This is a genomic window from Psychromonas ossibalaenae ATCC BAA-1528, assembly GCF_000381745.1.
GTDB lineage: Bacteria > Pseudomonadota > Gammaproteobacteria > Enterobacterales > Psychromonadaceae > Psychromonas > Psychromonas ossibalaenae.
In genome coordinates, this window is record NZ_KB906982.1 from 21,915 (window position 1) to 37,719 (window position 15,805).

Genomic DNA, 15,805 nt, shown 5'->3' on the forward strand with positions numbered 1-15,805 from the left:
GCTTAGTCATGTTAGCAATAAAAAAACCAGTACAAACATTATACTCTGAATTCAAAGCGACCTGCACCTCAACAGCAAAGGCGGAAAAAATTCAGTTTATCGGCGCACAGGATAATGATGTATATAACATAGCGGCTCCCTTTGAGCTGGACGGCAGGCAGATTATTGCCGGCCGTGTTGAAGCGCGAGATTCAGAACATTCAACGGTAATGTTTTTTGAACAAACAGCAGATAATCAGTTTACCCTGATCAGCGATGCACCAACATTTGAGCTGCAGGACCCCTTCTATACCTATATCAATGGTGAGTTTATTTTCGGCGGCGTTGAGATAAGCCCGGATCCTGAGAATGCAGATGCCCTTATCTGGAAAACATGCTTTTACCGCGGCCGCGATATTTATTCATTAACGCATTTTGTTGACGGCCCGGCGCGCATGAAAGATATCCGTTTATGCGCTACTGCCGATAATAAAATAATGGTCTTTACCCGCCCGCAGGGTGAAATCGGCGGACGCGGTACTATCGGTGTGACTCAAATTGATACGCTTGAAGATCTGTCCATTGAAGTCATTAATAATGCAAAACTGCTTGATGATCACTTTGAAGAGCAGGACTGGGGAGGTGTTAATGCCGGTTATCTGCAGGCAGACGGAAAAATTGCATTATTAGCACATGTAGCCTCTTTTGATGATAACGGCGGCCGTCATTACTACCCGTCGACTTTTCTATTTGATCCTGCGGATCACAGTTATTCAAGCATGAGAATTATCGCCGAAAGAAGCCAGTTTAAGGCAGGGGAAAGTAAACGCGCCGATCTAATCGATGTCGTATTTTCCGGCGGCCTTATCCACATTAAAGATGACTTATACCGTTTATATGTAGGTACAAGTGATTGTGAAGCTCAGTGGATTGAAATCAATCAACCTTTTTTACAACAGTAAAAATAGACCTGCAGCTGCTGTCTGCAGCTGTGTTTAACAAAAACTAATAAACAGGAAAAAACATGAAAACTAAAAATATTTTATTATCTTGCTTATGTCTGTCCCTGGCGCCGACCGTGTGGGCCGAAGACTTCAGCATCAGTGAAACTGACGATCAGCTTCTTGCCAAAAATAATGTATATTCAGGAAGCCGCATTAAAGTAAAAGAGGAGAACGGAGAAGTACTTAACGCTAATTTATCAGAAGGCGTTATCAGCTTAGGTAATGATAAATACATGCGTGTCGATTATGACCAAGTGCGCATCGAGGAAGATAAGAAATTCAAGCTGCATGGCAACTGGTTAACGGAATACAAAGTTGAGCACTTTAAAAACGAAGGCACCAGCACCAGCTCTCGCCCTGTACATGAATGGGTTTTTGCAGACGGGCGTGTTAATTTCGGCGACAGCGGTTTTAATTTAGGTTATATCTTAAAGAAAGTTTCCTTTGAAAATGACTTAAGAGACGGCAGCGGCGATGTTAATGATTTTCGTATGAATGAAATGGAGCTTCGTCCTGCTTACGCGAAAAGCATCGGTAAACATTGGTTTATGCTTGAAGCCACCTATCTGGGTAAAACGGGTTATGAAAAGATGGGTAGTGGTAACGACAGCTACCTGATTGGTGGTGACGGTTATGGTATCCGTCCTTATTACAGTTATCAATTCAACGATGACTTTGGTATTAATACCGATCTTAAATGGCTGACTGAAGATAAAAGTGCCGACGGCGCTGATGCGGGTAAATTTGTGTTTTACGAAGCACTGTTTAATGTCCGTTATAATATCTTAGATAACCTGACCGCCGGTGTTGAATTTTTCCATAAAGACGGGGACAACTACGATAATGACGGCGTTAAAGGTTCAAATCTTACTGAAACAGAAATTCGCCCTTGGGTATCATGGCGCTTAGATCAGCATAATCTATTCTTTAAGCTTGAACCACAGAAAAAAACGATTACCGAAGCTGACGGACGCGTTTCTTATGAGTCAGAGGCAATGAAATATATCGTTAATTACAGCTATCCAATAACGCCTTATGTCTACTTTGTCGCAGAATATTTCTACCGCACAGAAACAGATAAAAAAGTTGACGGATCAGCATACACAGGTCCGGATGGTGAAACCAACTTCGGTAAAGTAGGCCTTAACTTCGTCTTCTAATTTTTAATCAACACCATGTTTAACGATAAACAAGCAATTATAAAATGCTTTTTATCGTTAAACTGCAGTTAAAAAGACAACAGGAAATTAATATGAAAATTTTCAAAAATTTATTCGCTATAGCGGCATTAACAATCTCATTTGCGGCCAGTGCCAGCCTGGTTAACCTGCAGCACCTCGACCATTTATACGAGGAACGCACAATTGAGAGTGGAGAAAAACTCGGGCTTATTCATATCTACAGCGAATACCCTGATTATGAATGGGTAAAAGATCCCCTTGAAGGCGTATCGGCCCTTGATGATATGGCCAGAGCAATTGTGGTCTATTCTGATGCCTATCAGCAGACAAAAGAGAAAGCACATTTTGAGAAAATGACCAGCCTAATTAATTCGATTCTTTTCCTGCATTCTGATAACGGTTATTTCAATAACTTTATCTACCCTGACAACACGGTGAATACAACTTATAAAACCAGCTTAGCAAATGCAAACTGGTGGACCTGGCGCGCAATCTGGGCGCTTTCATACACCTATGAACAAGTGCTTGCCGACAATAAAGAGTTAGCAGAGAAGATGCATACGGTATTATTTAAAAGCATTGACACTACCTACGAAGGTTTTAACTTTGAGCAGACAGTCACTAAGCAGAACGGTTTTGATGTACCTGAATGGCTGCCAAGTAACGGTGCCGATCAGGCGTCAGTTTTGCTTTTAGGTTTGACTAAAGCTTACCAGATCGCCCCAAGTGAAAAAATTGCTAAGCTGATGAAGTCATTAGCTGACGGTATCATGCTGATGCAGGTTAAGAATGTTGAATCACCAATATACGGTGCGATGCTGAGCTGGAAAAACATCTGGCATGCTTACGGAAACAGCCAGTCTTATGCATTATTAGAAGCCGGTATGGCACTGGAAGACAGAGATATGGTTAAAGCGGCCTTTGAAGAGCTGGATCATTTCTACCCGTACCTTATTGAACAGGGTCACCTGAACTGGTTCAGTGCAGAGCAGAAAGGTAAAGAGATTAAATTCTTAGAAAAAGATCAGTTTGCCCAGATTGCTTACGGCTTCCGTCCGATGATCTTTGCTAGTTTAAGAGCTTTTGAAATTTCTCGTGACAGCCGCTATATTGATCAGGCAGTAAAACTGGCAATGTGGTTCTTTAAAGATAATGCGGGCGCTATTCAGATGTACTCACCAGAAACAGGACGCGGCTATGACGGTTTGAATTCAGCGACAGAATATAACCGTAACTCTGGTGCAGAGTCTACTATTGAAGCTCTGCTTTCCTTAGCTGCGATTGAGAAGTCTCCTAAAGCTAAAAAATTATTACAAGAAAAACTAAAAGCCTTAAAAGTTAAAGCAAAATAATTTTTACCTTTCTTTGTTGTTATAAAAATCGGGACCGAGACAGTCAACCTGTCTTCTGTCCCGATTATTAATTTTAACCGTAACAAACGAGCCCCCTATAACTTTCAATGGACTGAATAAATCATTTAAGCTGAGAAACAGCCTGCTTATCAGAGACACAAGACCATGACAGACCATCTATTCAAATTAAACAATGTAATACAAAACTATGCCTGGGGAAGCGATTCATCTATCCATTCTTTATTTAATATCCCTAATCCAGATCAGCAGCCGCAGGCTGAACTATGGATGGGAGCCCATCCGAACGGCTGTTCCAAAAATCAGCAGGGAACCCTGCTTAGTCAGATTATTGATCAAGATCCGGCTGCGGTATTAGGCGCCTACACACAAAAAAGATATAGCTCTCTGCCCTTCCTGCTAAAAATACTAGCAGCAGAAAAACCATTATCAATTCAGGTTCATCCAAGCAAAACCATGGCTGAGCAGGGATTTAAATTAGAAAACTCACAAAATATTCCTGTCGATGCGCCAGATCGAAACTATAAAGATGCGAACCATAAACCAGAGCTTGTATACGCTGTCACCTTTTACCAGGCGATGAATGGTTTTCGTAAAATAGATGAAATTATCAGCCTGTTTGAACAAGCAGACTGTAACACCCTTGCAGATGCCTTAAAATGTTTGAAAGAAAATCCGGGTGAACAGCATCTTCAGAACTTCTTTGCCGTAATAATGAATCTGAATGCGTCAGATAAAGCTCAGGCCATAGAGGAGCTTATCAAGAACCTAGATACAAAAGCACAGACACATAAAGCTAAAGAAGCCTTTCAGCTCGTTGCTCAGTTTTATCAGGACTATCCGGGTGATATAGGGTTATTTTCACCGCTGATGCTGAATATCATTGAATTAGCACCGGGTGAGGCGATGTTTTTAGATGCTCAAACGCCGCATGCTTATATCCATGGTACCGGTATAGAAATTATGGCCAGCTCAGATAACGTACTTCGTGCAGGATTAACACCAAAACATATCGATGTGGATGAGTTAATTAAAAATACCAAATTCCAGCCCAGTACATTTGATGACCTGAAAATACAGGCTCAATGTTTTGACCATAAAAAAGTATTCCATGTTCCCGTTGATGACTTTAACTTTGAAGTCCACAGCGTCACCTCCGAGGGGCATGACGAGTTTGTCAGAAGTCCGGAAATACTGCTTTGTCTAGCGGGTAATGTAACCATCTCAACAGCGCAGCAGAGTATCAAGCTGCAGCGCGGCGAATCCGTTTTTATCTGCGCAGCCGCTCACTCTTATCAGTGTCATGGCGAGGGACAATTTGTTAGAGCCTTTAATTAATCCAGCACCGCTGTAGTTTTAAATGAAAAGCGCGTTTCAGCGCTTTTTACTTTTTCAGGAATAACCGATGACAGCTAAAACACACCTTTCAGAAAACGAAATAACAACCATTCTCAGCAATTATGATTTAGGTGAATTGATAAATTCACAGCTTTTTTTAACGGGAACTGTACAGACTAATATCTTTATGCGTACGACAAAAGGCGCCTTTGTCTTAAGACATTATCAAAACCGCTCAAACGAAGCGGTACAGTTTGAAACTCACCTGTGCGCCTATCTCAGCAGCCGTCATTATCCCTGCCCGGCCCCTTTTAAAAACCACAGGGGAGAATACACCGGGCTGCACAACAAAAAGCCCTATGTTATTTTTGAGTTTATGCCCGGAGAGCATATAGAAAAACCAACTGAGAAGCAGAAAGATCAGCTCATTCAAAAAGTGGCTGAACTACAGATTATCACCAGAGACTACCAGCCCTGCGCTCTGGAGCACAGGTTCAATTACGATATTAACAGCTGTAGAGAGAAAGCAGCTGAGCAGGCGGCCGAAATCAACACCATCAATGCGGCGCTAAAATTAGAATGGTTTGAAAAAGAACTGGCTGAACTGCAGCTGCCGGACAGCTTAGCCAAAGGGATCTGTCACAATGATTTTCATTTCACCAATGTGCTTTACCATCATGGTAAATTTAATGCCCTGATTGACTTTGATGATGCTAACTACACCTATCTAGCATTTGATCTGATCTGGTTAATTGATCCTTTTAAAGCGGCTTTTAATCATGACAACTGGTATAACTGCAAAATCGACAGCAGCCAGCTGGACTTTAAAGAGGCCAGAGATACTATCGCCAAATATAAGAGCTATAGACCCTTAGATAACAGTGAAAAACAGCATCTGTTTGATTTATACAAACTAAGTATTCTATTTGACTGTATCTGGTATTTTGCAAGGGGTGATGTGAACAGCTTTTATGAAAAGGAAAAAATAAACTTAATTAACTCACTGGGAAGAGAAGGTTTTTATCAGGCGCTGTTTACAGAAAATAAACAATAAAAATTAAAATATTCAAGAATAGCCTCAGCAAGCAGCAGGGGGAGCCGAAAAAGCTCCCCAAAATCGTCTAGCGCCCTTTCATAGCTCCCATCATATCCCACATCGGGGTGAATATACCCAGCGCTAAAATCAATACCATAGCAGCAACGATTGAAATTAATATCGGCTCGATTCTGGCAGTCATATTTTTAAGTTCATAATCCACTTCACGCTCATAAAAATCAGCAGCTTCATTGAGCAGCTCGTCAACCTGACCGGTTTCCTCACCAACCGCAATCATCTGCAGAACAAGCGGAGTAAACAGATCTGCTGCAGATGCTGTTTTCAACAGGGTTTCACCCGCTTCAATACCGCCGCGCATCGCTAACATTTTATGTTTCAAATAGTTGTTATCAACAGCAAAGGCGATTAAATACAAGGAATTATTCAAAGGTACACCGGCACTGAGCATCATCGCAAAACTGCGTGAAAAACGCGCCAGTAATGAGCGCTCAATAACCGAGCCGACGATAGGGATCCTAAGTTTCCATTTATCCCATAACAAAGCACCGTTATCCGTATTTAACCAGAGCTTAACAGCAACCACCACAATGATTACCGCTCCGAGCATATATGCCCAGTAATTAACAAAGAATGAAGAAGTGCCGAGCAGAACTTTAGTGGTCCACGGCAGCTCCGCATTAAATTTATTAAACATATTTGCAAAAACCGGAATCACTTTAATATTAAGAATGACCATAGCGGCGGCCAGAAACATTAATACGAAACTTGGATAACGCATTGCCCCTTTAACACGCTTTATTGTTTCGGCTTCCTGCTCAAGATACTGCGCAAGCTGTAAAAAGATACGATCCAGCTGACCGGTATTTTCACCCACCTGAACTAAAGAGACATATAACTGTGAAAAAACCCGCGGGTGTAAAGTCATGGCGGCAGAAAGTGAGTAACCATTGCGCATACGATCTAATACATCATATAAAGCGTCACTTAATAGTTTTGAATGGGTTGAATCAGCCAGACCGTTTAATGCGCGCAGAATCGGAATACCCGCTTTGGTTAATGAGTACAGCTGCCGGGTAAATACGATCAAATCCGTCAGTTTTATCTGCGAAGCAAAAACAGCAGAAAGATCAAACGCCTGCCCGGAGGAGGTTTTCTCTTTTATCTCAGAGGGTAAAATTCCTTTCTGCATCACCAAATCTACGGCACTTTCTTTAGAAACCGCTTCAAGCTCCCCTTTTACGGCAGCGCCCTGAGCGTCGCGTCCAGTGTATTTAAACAATGCCATTATTCAGAAAAATCCAGTGGTGATACATTTAGCGGAGTTTTTTCTTCATCAAGCGGTGCCAGCGATAAACTAGACTGCTCAAGCTTCGCGCTTTCCGGTAAACTGACTTCAACTTCATCGTGATGTTTTTTAACTTTCTCAAAACGATCCACCAGTTTAAATACCTCCTCGAGAGAAGTGATGCCCTGCTTCGCATATTCCAGTGCGGCTAATGCTAATGGTTTGAAGTATTTAGCTTTTTTAGCAGCCTGAGAAAAGGCTTCCGGATCATCTAAACGTAATGCCGTAACCATATTGTCATCAATCTCTAATAATTCAAAGACACCGATACGGCCGCGGTAACCGGTAAACTGGCAGCGCTGACAGCCGGGGGCGGAATGAAAGGATGTGTACTGCAGATTTTCATCGCTTAACTGCTCAAGTAATACTTGTTGTGAAAAGTCTGCCGGAGCGCTGCTTTTACAGTTTTCACATAAACGGCGAACCAGTCTTTGTGCAATAACTGCTCTTAACGCACTGGCAACAAGATAACCGGGTGCTCCCATATCTAATAAACGCAGGGTACTGCTGACTGCATCATTGGTATGCAGAGTGGACAACACCAGGTGCCCGGTGAGCGCCCCGCGTATACCTATTTCCATTGTTTCACTGTCACGCATCTCCCCCACCAGTAAAATATCGGGATCCTGACGCAGCGCAGTACGCAGTACACTGGAAAAATCTAAACCTATTTTGCTGTTAACCTGGACCTGATTAATACGGGGTAAGCGGTACTCCACCGGATCTTCTACAGTAATAATTTTACTGCCCGGCGAATTCAACGTATTAAGCGATGCGTACAGGGTCGTTGTTTTACCACTACCTGTCGGTCCTGTCACCAGAACAAGTCCGTTAGGACGTTTAAGCTGCAGCTCTAAGCGTTCCTGAAGATGTGCCGGAATACCGATTTCCTCAAAAGATAAAACCCCGGAAGACTGATCCAGCAGACGCATTACCACGGATTCACCGGCCTGAATCGGCATAGTAGAAACACGAATATCAATACTGCGCCCTTTTACGTTGATATTAAAGCGTCCGTCCTGGGGTAAACGCTTCTCTGAAATATCCAGCTGCGCCATTAATTTAAGGCGCGAGACTAAGGCACTGGCAATACCGCTTTCCGGCAGCAGCGTTTCCTGTAATACACCGTCAACACGCTGCCTTAAGCGTAAAACATTTTCGTCGGGTTCAATATGAATATCCGAAGCACCGACCTGCACCGCGTCTTCAAATAATGACTGTAATAACTTAACCACAGTCGCATCCGAACCGTCACCGCCAATATCGACAGCGGCCGCATCAAAAGCAGATGCTTCACCATGCTCTTCACTCAGTTTAACCGCAAATGAAGCAATCTCTTTGGTACGGCGATAAACACGGTCAAATGACTCAATAAGCTGATCTTCACGCGCAATCATCAGTTCAAAATTACGCCCTTTTAACAGACTGGCTAAAACGTCTAAGCTATGCAGATCAGCCGGATCCGAGACAACTAAGGTTACTGTCTTTCCATTATCATGAATGGCCAGAGCTCTTAAACGGCGGGCATGAACCTCCGGAATTAACTGCACGGCATTATGATCAATTTTAACTTTAAGCAGATCTACAATTTCAATGTTCAGCTGGCGGGACAAGAAAGTTAATATCTGATCTTCACTGATATAACCTAAGTGAATTAAAGTAGCCCCTAGTTTCAGCCCTAAATTACGCTGTTCCTGGAGCGCATTGCCTAACTGGGCTTCACTGATTAAATGCTCTTCAACCAGTAAATCACCTAAACGCTTTTTCAGTTGCGGTTTCATAAACTTCCTTACTTTTCAGCTAAATAGGTTAAACGCTGATCGATATATGCTTTAGCTTTTGAGGAGAGATCGGTTTGTAATAAAGCCGATTTATAACTACTGACAGCCAGCTCAGTTTTACCCTGTTTATCCTGTGCAATCGCCAGTGACATTCTCCAACGCCCGTTATCCGGACGCTGCGACAGTAAACTTTTAAACAGACTTTCAGACTGTTCAAACTTTTTAAACTTCTGCGCCAGAATAGCGTAGCTGACGTAATAATCTAAATTACCTTCAATTTTAGGAGGGTGCTGGTGCAGATACAGATAGGCTTTACGTTCATCCCCGGATTTTAAGGCAATACGCGACAGCATTAAATTAAAGTCAGGATAATCCGGCGATACCTGTGCACCTTTTTTAAGTAAACGAACTGCTTTGTTATTCTCTCCCTGCCCGTAGTAATAAAGTGCTGCAGATTTTCGAACTTCATTTAAATCAGGCTGCAGACTCAGTGCCTGCAGGCGCTTATCGGCGGCCGCATCCAGCTCTCCTCTCAGCTTAGCTTTCTCAGCTTCTTTAAGATGAATCTGTGCCAGCTGAGGGTTAGTTAACTGTGCTTTTTTAATCTCTAAATGAGGTATTTTTTTAACCGGATCTGCTTTTTTAAGTAATGCTTTCTCTGCTGCTGGTTTCTTTTTCTCTTTTACAGGGACTGTTTTTGCAGTCATTTCAGGCGCTTTCGCCTTCGTCTTTAAGGGACTGTCACTTTTATTTTTTTCGGCAGCTTGAAAGGAAGCCGGCGCCGGGACTTTTTCTCGTTGTGCAGCCAGCTCTTTTATAATGGTTTGTTTCGCTTCAATGACTACGGGCGTCTTTAACGGTTGTTCGGCAGCAACTTTTGGCTCAGCCGCTAAAGGAACAGTAGGAACAGGTATCTCTGCGGCCTGCACCAGCCTTTGTTCAGGCACTTTTTCTTGAATAAAGATAAGGTAAGAAAGCCCTAAAGCACTACCGAACAATAAAACGATTAAAATAAACAGCAGTGATTTCTGCGCCGTTTTTTTTGCAGGGAGCCCGGATATAACTGGTGAATCATGCCGGTTTTTCTCAAAATCCTGATGCATTTTATTAATAATACTCATATTAATCCTTTCCACCAGAGTAATAGGAGCACATTTAACAACACAAATGAAAACAACACAGCCCACCAGTAATTTAACTTCTGTAGCGGATAGGCATCTTCTGTATCGGCTGCCGCCTCATTCACTAATTTAACGGTAATATTACAATGCTGACTACCGTAACTGAGCATCAGTACTTTATGGCATAACACATTAATTAAACGCGGTATGCCGCGGCTTGCCCGGCTTATTCGACGACAGACGTTACGGTCAAACAGTAATGCGCCCCGATAACCAGCCTGATTTAAACGCTGTGAAATATAGTGTTCAATCTCCGATTCAGATAATGCGCGCAGCTGGTATGAAAAGGTGATCCGCTGTCGTAACTGTCTAAGTTTAGTCTCGCTTAAACGCACATCTAATTCCGGTTGAGCGAATAAAACCACTTGTAATAGTTTTTGAGACTGTGTTTCTAAATTAGAGAACAGCCGTAATGCTTCCAGCGTTGAATCTGGTAAAGCCTGCGCTTCATCAACCAGCACCAGCACTTTCTTGTCCTGCGCCAGCAGAGTTAGTAAACGTTCTTTAATCAGCCCGGTTAATAAAAACTCCTGTTCAAAAGTCTCTTTTTTCAATCCGATTTTATCCGCCAGCGCGCAGCGCAGTTCATGGGCGGTCAGGTAAGGGTTATCAATATTGCAGATCAGGTACTGCTCAGAAAGTTCCAGTTGCACTTTATTACATAACAAGGTTTTACCGGTCCCGACTTCACCGGTTATTTTTAAAATACTTTCTCCCAAAGAAAGCGCAGTAGTAATAACTTCTAACGCTTCCTTATGGGGAGTAAAGTCGATATAAAAGCGCGGATCCGCAGTTAATGAAAAAGGCGCGGCTTGCAATCCAAAGTGTTGTAAATATATCATTCAGACGGGTACCATTTTTCAATTAAATCCGATGATTTTTGAATCTCCTGCTTCCAGGTGTTTTTCTTAATAACCTGCGGTTTTACTAAAATAACCAGCTCCGTTTTATAGTTCATTTTCTGACGATTGGTAAACAGCTCACCTAACCAGGGTACATCACCAAGAAAAGGAACTTTAGAAACGATATCTTTTTCGATGCTTTTCATTAATCCGCCGATAACAATCACATCACCGCTTTGAGATTTCACCACGGTATCCGATTCCCGCACGTCACTTTTAGCAACTGGAATAGTCAAATTACCGGTAGCAGCGCCAAAGTTGATGGTTTTAGTCTGCTCCTCAATATCAATAATTGACGGATGAATATGTAACAATACGCTGTCATCGTCATTTATTTTAGGCGTGACATCAACAGAGATACCGGAGAAAAAAGGAGTCAGTTCGACATTTGGAGTAGAAGTTGTGGATGTGCCGGTTACCGTTGTAGTTGAAACATCAGTCACAAAATACTCATCGCCGCCAACCTTAATCACCGCTTTTTGATTGTTCATCGCCGTAATACGAGGTTTAGATAAGACATTAACATCACCTTGTGTTGCTAACATCGACACAACCGCATTAAAGGAACCGTCAGAAATAGTCAATGCACCGCCGCCGCCGATAGTGCTCTGAATAACACTGTCAGCAATTTTATGAACACTGTTATATGCCAGTGTTGTATTTTCTACAGCGTTAGTCCAGCTGACCCCCTGCTGATACTCATCGCTTAAAACAACCTCAATTAACTGAATTTCTAAAATCACCTGACGGTTTAAATTATCCGATTCTTTTTTTAAGAACTCCCGTACTACACGAATTTCAGCAGGATAAGCACGAATGGTAATCAGGCCGGACATAGGGCTGACAATGACATCACGATCTTTTTTATTATTTAAGAGCTTATTTATTTTCATCTCTAAATAAGCCCAATAGTTAGTGCTGGTGACTGTGGTTATTTTCGTACCGTCCTGCAGACTGTTTGATGAAAACTCTCCGTTGAACTCCTGCCCTTCGATACCTGAAGAGCCCGAAGAACGGGATGAATTCGATGAACTTGATGAACTTGAGCTATCACTGTCACTGTCGTTATTATTGTCGTCATTCTGATCGCTTAAATGGCCGGATAATACACTGGTACGCGAGCCGCCCATGCGGTTCATAAACAGGTAGTCCAGCGTAAAGCTGGCAATACGCATTCCCGCAGGGTAAATATGATAAACACGCCCTTTTAATTTAATTTCATAACCAAACATATCTTCGATAACAGACAACGCTTCACTGAGTGTTACCTGCTTAAGAGAAAGTGTAATAGAACCTTCAACACCCGGGTGAACGGCAGCACTGTAGGCTGAATCATTAATCAGAGATGCGAAGAAGACAGAAGCATCAACATCTCTTGCTGTGATATTAAAACGTTTTTCTTCCTGTACAACCGCACTGTTTTCTTCTGATAAATCAGCATATAATTCAGCTTCAATATCCTCAGGCAGAATCAGCTCCTGCACCTGCTTATTATTATTTTCCTGCAGAGCCTCTTTCTGGTTTTCAGCCGTATTTTTTTTAGTTACCTGACAAGCTGTTAATAATAGGAGGCAGCAGCTTATAGCGAAAATTCTTTTCATTTTATATAGTTTCCATAAAGAAAATGAGTCATTTAATTAATAAAACGTTCTTGTTCTGTGTACAGGGTTAATTTGTAAGACTTTGCCTTATAGCGTACCGACACGGAATCCTTAGCAATACGTGTTATCTGATATCCGTTTACCCGCTGCCCTGTTTTATATAATTTATTATTTAAAATAGCAGAACGGCTGTCTCCCTCAATCAGTATACTTTGTAATCTCGGTAAAGCGGCCCGAGCCGCTTTTTTTACTGATTTAGTATGATAATTTAACGGCCTGGTAGGATCCGTTAACGATTCCACACCCGCGAGCGTATTAAAACTAATTATTAGACAACATAAAAAAATATATTTAACCACTGACTAAATCCTGCTGACTGCTTAATGTGTAAATTTGAATTGTCACTTCAGCAAGCGGATACTTTACCACTTGATAATCCAGTGAAGACCAGTAAAACTTTTCCTGAAGTGTTTCAAGGTTTAGCAAATAACGATAAACGGCATTGTAATTCCCGACCAGCTGAATCTCTAATGTATGCTTATAAAAGATATTTTCAGCAGATACGCCTTCAGCACCATCAACTGCCGAGGTGAATGACTGCAGCGGTAATGATTTCAGCAGTTTTACCTTTACCCCAGGGCTTGAAGACAAGAGCTTCGCTAATGCGGCCGGCATTTTCTGCGAATGAATAAAACGGACTAATTTTTCATCCAGCTGTTTATCTAATGCGACTAATACCTGTTTAGAAAAAGCTATCTTATTATTAACTTCCTGGAGCGGATCTTTTAATAACCGCGCTTTAATTTCGGCAATTTCATGACTTAATTCTTTTTCCTGCTGATAACCTGCCTGCAGTGCTTTATCGGCTTTTCCCTGTCTGATCATCGCAGGTTCAAACATCCAGTAATAGGTAAGCGCGGCGGTACAGATAATTAAAGCACCGAACATAATGACACGTTCACGCATAGTCATTTGATTGAAGGCTTTTTCTAGCTCGCTAAAGTTAAGCTTTTTCATTCTACGCCTCCCTTAGCAGTGCTTTTTTTCTTCCCATTATTGGTTAATTGGAATGAAAAACGCCCCGCTTCACCTAATATCTGCAGCTGAGAAAATGTAATATCCGCCAGCTCGTCGGTTTCTTGAATTTTACTTAACCACAAAGGTACCGAATCACTCTGCTTCGCCACACCGGCAATATTTAAACGGCCGTTCATAACAGAAAAACTATTAATACTGACGCTATTGGTGTCAGCTAGGGATAAACCGCGCATCAACTCAGAAAAACTAACTACAACTCCGATGTCAATTCCCGCTAAGCTGCCTAACAAACGCTGTTTAGCAGCGGTTTCATCTTGTAAAGCCAGCAGTTCCCGCGTTTTATGTGCCGGTGTACGTTTCTTCTGTACCTCTGTAATTAATAAACTTAATTCACTCTGTTTTGCATCCAGTACTTTTTTATGCGCCTGCGCAGCGCTCTGTTTTTCGGCGTACTGGTCAGCTAAAAACAGATGCAGTATTAATGCCGATGACAGGCAGATTCCCAGCAGCAGCAGAAATTGTTTAAAAGTGGCTTTTTCACGTATCGGATAACAGCTTGGCTGATAAAGATTTATCTGCTTCTTCATATACCCTCAGCCTCTATTAACAACCCGTAAGTAAGAATATTATTAAAATCATACTGTTCCGGTTCACCAAAGGGCAGCACATTACGCGCTAAATAACTGCCTAATTTTTCCGCTAATAAGTTAATATCAGGGCAGATAACGGCTAAATATAAATGTCCGATGGTGGCAATCCGCAATTGTGAATTAATATAATCAAGTGCACGCTGCAGTTCTAAACTCAAATTATCTAATAACGGACCTTCAACTTCAGCCAGAGGCTGTCCTAATAATTCGTTAAAGCCGCGTAAACGGTGTGAAAAGTAAAGCTGCCCCTGCTTTACTACCGTCAGCACTAATTCATTATTCTGCTGTGAAAGTAAAATATCAGCCTCTTCTTTATTGCCTAGCAAACGAGTTACAGCCATCTCTTCAATGGTTATCTCTTTTAGCGTCATTGCATGCTTTAATACCATATCGCGTATTTTGACAACGCGTTTTTTCAAAATACATACAGCAGTAATCTGTTCGCCTTTATGCTGCTGCAGGGGCATGTCGTAATAATCAACCACTAAATCAAAAATACTGTCGGCAACAAGATCTTTGATAGTGAACGGCAGGCTTGCCAGTAATTCATTTTTGTCTACTTTCGGTTTTTCAATGTCAAAGGTTTGATAAAAATCCCGGCTTAAAACGACTGAAACCTCAGTAGCGGTTAATTTATGCTCCTGCACAAGTGAATCAAAAGTCTCTGCCCACTGTGACTCAGAATTTATCGAGGCTTTTGCAAGCAGACAGACTCGACCTTCATGCATATGACAAACAGCCATGCGGTTAATACCTAGATACAGGCTGATCCGGGCTTTTGATTTTTTGGTAAAAATATTTTTAAAAATCATTAATTATTTTTTTCTCTTTTCAGCAGATATCCGATAATTTACATTGAATAATAAGCGAATAATTCAAAGTATGTCTTTTTATTTGCAATATTTATTAAACAAGGCGGCAAAATGTCGAAATAATCACTCAAAGACCTTAAAATCAGGTTGAAAGTCTTAATCAGCCCCTCTCCTTTGGTGCGGATTCGGCATCCAATCAAGGGAGAGCATCAGGTGTGCTTTCAGTAAAAGGTACGCTCTGAACCATAGGGGTATTTCAGGGAATAAGTAACGAAAATTAAAATTTAATTGAAGAGCAGATTCTAGGCATAAAGTTGAAGATCTAACGGGTTAAATCAAGACTTCACAACGAATTGTTAAATGCTTGCATTTAATCAATGTCGATAGAGGAATCACGAAGTGAATCGCTCGAAAGACAACGAAGATGCTTGCCTCTCGGCTTGCCCTTCGGGGAGCACGCTCGAAAACCAGCCCTTCGTTGCAACAATCGTAAAGGGAACACCATTCACTCATATTGCGCCTTGCTCTGGTGTCCGAGCGCGCTCCTGATAAATTCATTTTGAATG

General features: G+C 41.8%; 14 protein-coding genes. 5 read left to right on the top strand and 9 right to left on the bottom strand.

The window, feature by feature from the left end; genetic code table 11:
• Nucleotides 1–8 precede the first annotated feature (8 nt).
• From G327_RS0109580 to G327_RS0109600, 5 genes are all read left to right on the top strand, one after another.
• Nucleotides 9–941: a DUF1861 family protein gene (locus G327_RS0109580; RefSeq protein WP_019614552.1), complete on the top strand. Its 933-nt coding sequence runs from the start codon at nt 9–11 to the stop codon at nt 939–941.
• 62 nt (nt 942–1,003) lie between these two features.
• Entirely contained in the window at nt 1,004–2,143 is a 1,140-nt protein-coding gene (locus G327_RS0109585; RefSeq protein ID WP_019614553.1) for a hypothetical protein, read from the top strand.
• Nucleotides 2,144–2,235: 92 nt separating this feature from the next.
• Nucleotides 2,236–3,516, top strand: coding sequence for a hypothetical protein (locus G327_RS27050; RefSeq protein WP_026339287.1), 1,281 nt, complete (start codon nt 2,236–2,238; stop codon nt 3,514–3,516).
• Nucleotides 3,517–3,681: 165 nt separating this feature from the next.
• Nucleotides 3,682–4,872: a mannose-6-phosphate isomerase, class I gene (manA, locus tag G327_RS0109595; RefSeq protein ID WP_019614555.1), complete on the top strand. Its 1,191-nt coding sequence runs from the start codon at nt 3,682–3,684 to the stop codon at nt 4,870–4,872.
• 67 nt (nt 4,873–4,939) lie between these two features.
• A complete protein-coding gene (locus G327_RS0109600) occupies nt 4,940–5,926 on the top strand; it encodes a homoserine kinase (protein WP_019614556.1) in 987 nt (328 codons plus the stop codon).
• 67 nt (nt 5,927–5,993) lie between these two features.
• On the opposite strand, the gene G327_RS0109605 is transcribed toward G327_RS0109600, so the two are convergent.
• Genes G327_RS0109605 through G327_RS0109645 form a run of 9 tightly spaced genes read right to left on the bottom strand, consistent with a single transcriptional unit; the run spans nt 5,994 to nt 15,239 of the window.
• Complete coding sequence (locus G327_RS0109605) at nt 5,994–7,214, bottom strand: type II secretion system F family protein (RefSeq protein ID WP_019614557.1); 1,221 nt, start codon at nt 7,212–7,214, stop codon at nt 5,994–5,996.
• Nucleotides 7,214–9,055, bottom strand: coding sequence for a GspE/PulE family protein (locus G327_RS0109610; protein ID WP_019614558.1), 1,842 nt, complete (start codon nt 9,053–9,055; stop codon nt 7,214–7,216). Before G327_RS0109610 ends, G327_RS0109605 begins: the two co-directional genes overlap by 1 nt.
• Nucleotides 9,056–9,063: 8 nt before the next feature.
• Complete coding sequence (locus tag G327_RS0109615; RefSeq protein ID WP_019614559.1) at nt 9,064–10,176, bottom strand: tetratricopeptide repeat protein; 1,113 nt, start codon at nt 10,174–10,176, stop codon at nt 9,064–9,066.
• Nucleotides 10,173–11,078: an AAA family ATPase gene (locus tag G327_RS0109620; protein WP_019614560.1), complete on the bottom strand. Its 906-nt coding sequence runs from the start codon at nt 11,076–11,078 to the stop codon at nt 10,173–10,175. Before G327_RS0109620 ends, G327_RS0109615 begins: the two co-directional genes overlap by 4 nt.
• The gene (gene mshL, locus G327_RS0109625; protein ID WP_019614561.1) at nt 11,075–12,739 is read right to left on the bottom strand and encodes a pilus (MSHA type) biogenesis protein MshL; all 1,665 of its coding nucleotides are present in this window, start codon (nt 12,737–12,739) and stop codon (nt 11,075–11,077) included. Before mshL ends, G327_RS0109620 begins: the two co-directional genes overlap by 4 nt.
• A gap of 32 nt (nt 12,740–12,771) precedes the next feature.
• Nucleotides 12,772–13,098: a hypothetical protein gene (locus G327_RS0109630; RefSeq protein WP_019614562.1), complete on the bottom strand. Its 327-nt coding sequence runs from the start codon at nt 13,096–13,098 to the stop codon at nt 12,772–12,774.
• On the bottom strand, nt 13,091–13,756 hold the full coding sequence (locus tag G327_RS0109635; protein WP_019614563.1) for a hypothetical protein: 666 nt from the start codon (nt 13,754–13,756) through the stop codon (nt 13,091–13,093). Before G327_RS0109635 ends, G327_RS0109630 begins: the two co-directional genes overlap by 8 nt.
• Nucleotides 13,753–14,364 (bottom strand): hypothetical protein, encoded by a 612-nt coding sequence (locus G327_RS0109640; protein ID WP_019614564.1) that lies wholly within the window; start codon nt 14,362–14,364, stop codon nt 13,753–13,755. The genes G327_RS0109635 and G327_RS0109640 overlap by 4 nt, the downstream gene beginning before the upstream one ends.
• Complete coding sequence (locus G327_RS0109645; RefSeq protein WP_019614565.1) at nt 14,361–15,239, bottom strand: hypothetical protein; 879 nt, start codon at nt 15,237–15,239, stop codon at nt 14,361–14,363. Before G327_RS0109645 ends, G327_RS0109640 begins: the two co-directional genes overlap by 4 nt.
• Nucleotides 15,240–15,805 lie beyond the last annotated feature (566 nt).

Coding starts and splice junctions, on each gene's coding strand:
- G327_RS0109580 (WP_019614552.1), top strand. CDS start 9: ATGTTAGCAATAAAAAAACCAGTACAAACATTATACTCTGAATTCAAA.
- G327_RS0109585 (WP_019614553.1), top strand. CDS start 1,004: ATGAAAACTAAAAATATTTTATTATCTTGCTTATGTCTGTCCCTGGCG.
- G327_RS27050 (WP_026339287.1), top strand. CDS start 2,236: ATGAAAATTTTCAAAAATTTATTCGCTATAGCGGCATTAACAATCTCA.
- manA (WP_019614555.1), top strand. CDS start 3,682: ATGACAGACCATCTATTCAAATTAAACAATGTAATACAAAACTATGCC.
- G327_RS0109600 (WP_019614556.1), top strand. CDS start 4,940: ATGACAGCTAAAACACACCTTTCAGAAAACGAAATAACAACCATTCTC.
- G327_RS0109605 (WP_019614557.1), bottom strand. CDS start 7,214: ATGGCATTGTTTAAATACACTGGACGCGACGCTCAGGGCGCTGCCGTA.
- G327_RS0109610 (WP_019614558.1), bottom strand. CDS start 9,055: ATGAAACCGCAACTGAAAAAGCGTTTAGGTGATTTACTGGTTGAAGAG.
- G327_RS0109615 (WP_019614559.1), bottom strand. CDS start 10,176: ATGAGTATTATTAATAAAATGCATCAGGATTTTGAGAAAAACCGGCAT.
- G327_RS0109620 (WP_019614560.1), bottom strand. CDS start 11,078: ATGATATATTTACAACACTTTGGATTGCAAGCCGCGCCTTTTTCATTA.
- mshL (WP_019614561.1), bottom strand. CDS start 12,739: ATGAAAAGAATTTTCGCTATAAGCTGCTGCCTCCTATTATTAACAGCT.
- G327_RS0109635 (WP_019614563.1), bottom strand. CDS start 13,756: ATGAAAAAGCTTAACTTTAGCGAGCTAGAAAAAGCCTTCAATCAAATG.
- G327_RS0109640 (WP_019614564.1), bottom strand. CDS start 14,364: ATGAAGAAGCAGATAAATCTTTATCAGCCAAGCTGTTATCCGATACGT.
- G327_RS0109645 (WP_019614565.1), bottom strand. CDS start 15,239: ATGATTTTTAAAAATATTTTTACCAAAAAATCAAAAGCCCGGATCAGC.